The sequence below is a fragment of the Thermovirga lienii genome (genome assembly GCF_036847465.1).
Lineage (GTDB): Bacteria > Synergistota > Synergistia > Synergistales > Thermovirgaceae > Thermovirga > Thermovirga lienii.
Genome location: NZ_DAITZW010000082.1, coordinates 1 through 1,792, shown reverse-complemented (window position 1 = coordinate 1,792; position 1,792 = coordinate 1). Strand labels below are relative to the sequence as shown.

Here is a 1,792-nt window from a genome sequence, read left to right as displayed (position 1 = left end):
GCGCAGGGGAAAAGGTCAATCTGGACGTTGCCCTGGATAGCTACTATGCCTCCATGGGCTGGGATAAGGAAACTGGTTTGCCTACCAAGGAAACCTTGTGCAGGCTTGGGCTGGATTGGATAGAACTCTAGGAAGGCCCTATCAGAAGCCTTCCTAGAGAGTCAAAGGGCAAGCTCGAGGCTATTCAAGCCACTCAGCGGGCTTGCCCCATTCTTTGCCGAAGACCAGCTCTTTTAGGTTTTTGCGCTCCCTTGGGGCTTTTTCCCGCTCGGCCAATTCCTCAGGCAGGGTGTCTGGGTCGCCTTTCTTGCCTATTGCGAACGCAACCAGTGGCTCGAACTCTTCAGGTATATTGAAGGTCTCCTTAGCCTTGTCCTTGTGGAATCCTGCCATCATGTGAACCTTGAGGTCCAAAGATTCGGCCTGCAATGCGAGCTGACCCATTGCAAGCCCGCAGTCGAAGTCCCTCCAGGGGTTTGGCTTCCCATTGTGCTCGAAGGTCTTAGCGACCACTAGTATACCCAAGACTGGTGCTTGATATGCCCACTCTTGGTTTTTATCGACTAAACAACCAAATATGGCTTTGTATAGCTCTTCTTGATCTTTTCGGGCCAATATAAAGCGCCAAGGCTGGCCGTTGTAACAGCTTGCTGCCCATCGAGCAGCTTCCATAAGTGATCCCAGCTCTTCGAAGCTTGGCAGGTAATCGCTAAAGGCCCTGGGGCTCCATCGGTCCCTTACAAGCTCAACTACGGGAAAATCCGTTTTAGCAGGCTTTTCCATAAATCTCCCTCCTCTTCTCTTTATAATTATAGGTCTACAGGTATGAACCTTCTTGCAAGAAGCCCAATACCGAAGGACACCGCAGCTACCCCGAAACTTATACAGGTCATTTCCAGCAGGGCTGGCTTGAAGGGACTGTCTTTAACTACCGAAACGAAGTAGGAGAAGAACAGTATAACCAAAAATGCATCGAAAAGAGCCCAAAGCAGGGCAAGGTAGACGTTGGAAACTATGAAGTACGGGGCAACAAGCAGGGTAACCGTTATCAAGTAGGCGATCCCGGTGTAAATGGCTGCCTTAAGGGGGTGAAGTTCTCCAGATTCAGATCTTTGGGAAAGATATTCCGATGCCCCCATGGATAGGGTAGCGGCGATTCCGGTTATAAGGCCCGCGACACCTACTAGCCGGCTTTCCGTGAGGGCGAAAGTAAACCCCGCAAGGGCGCCAGAAAGCTCAACTAAAGCGTCGTTTAGCCCCAGGACCATGGAACCAATGTATTTAAGTCTTTCTTCGTCAAGCATATCTATCAGGGCTTTTTCATGTTCGTCCTCTTCTTTTGCGATCTGCTCCGCCTCGGGAACCTCCTTTGCAATGGATTGATAAGCCTTCTCTGCAGATTGCTCGCCTCGCTCCATTATCTTTATCGCGAAGGTTACCCCGAACAAAAAGGCCAGCACCAAATAAAAAAAGACCTTTAGCATGTTGGGCTTTGCGGCAGTCTCGGTGTAGGCTCTCCACGTTTCTGCGTGGCGTTTTTCGTCGGATGCTATTTTTAACAGGACCTTTTGGTTTTCGCCCTTCATCTTGCGGGCGAGGAGCTTGTAAATATGATGTTCGGTTATCTCGTTCTGCTGAAGCCTCAGCAAAGTTTCCTTGGTTGATTGGGATATATTTTTCACCTGCATCACTCCTTAGATGTCACAAAAATGAAGTTGGCCGTCAAATACTGAAGCCCGGTCAAGTCCTATATTTTGTGTAAATTTGTTTTGGTCTCTGGTAATGGTCTTAT

The 1,792-nt window shown here is 49.2% G+C and carries 3 protein-coding genes; 1 reads left to right on the top strand and 2 read right to left on the bottom strand.

All coding sequences use genetic code 11. The features are described 5' to 3' along the window. Positions 1 to 131 (top strand): aldehyde ferredoxin oxidoreductase C-terminal domain-containing protein (locus V7Z69_RS09850; RefSeq protein ID WP_334139810.1); only part of this gene is annotated, 131 nt, incomplete at its 5' end. A 49-nt stretch (positions 132 to 180) separates the two neighbouring features. On the opposite strand, the gene V7Z69_RS09845 is transcribed toward V7Z69_RS09850, so the two are convergent. Together V7Z69_RS09845 and V7Z69_RS09840 are read right to left on the bottom strand one after the other, a co-directional pair. After that, entirely contained in the window at positions 181 to 783 is a 603-nt protein-coding gene (locus V7Z69_RS09845; RefSeq protein WP_334139809.1) for a nitroreductase family protein, read from the bottom strand. Between the two features lie 26 nt (positions 784 to 809). Further along, complete coding sequence (locus V7Z69_RS09840; RefSeq protein WP_334139808.1) at positions 810 to 1,688, bottom strand: VIT1/CCC1 transporter family protein; 879 nt, start codon at positions 1,686 to 1,688, stop codon at positions 810 to 812. Positions 1,689 to 1,792: the final 104 nt, after the last annotated feature.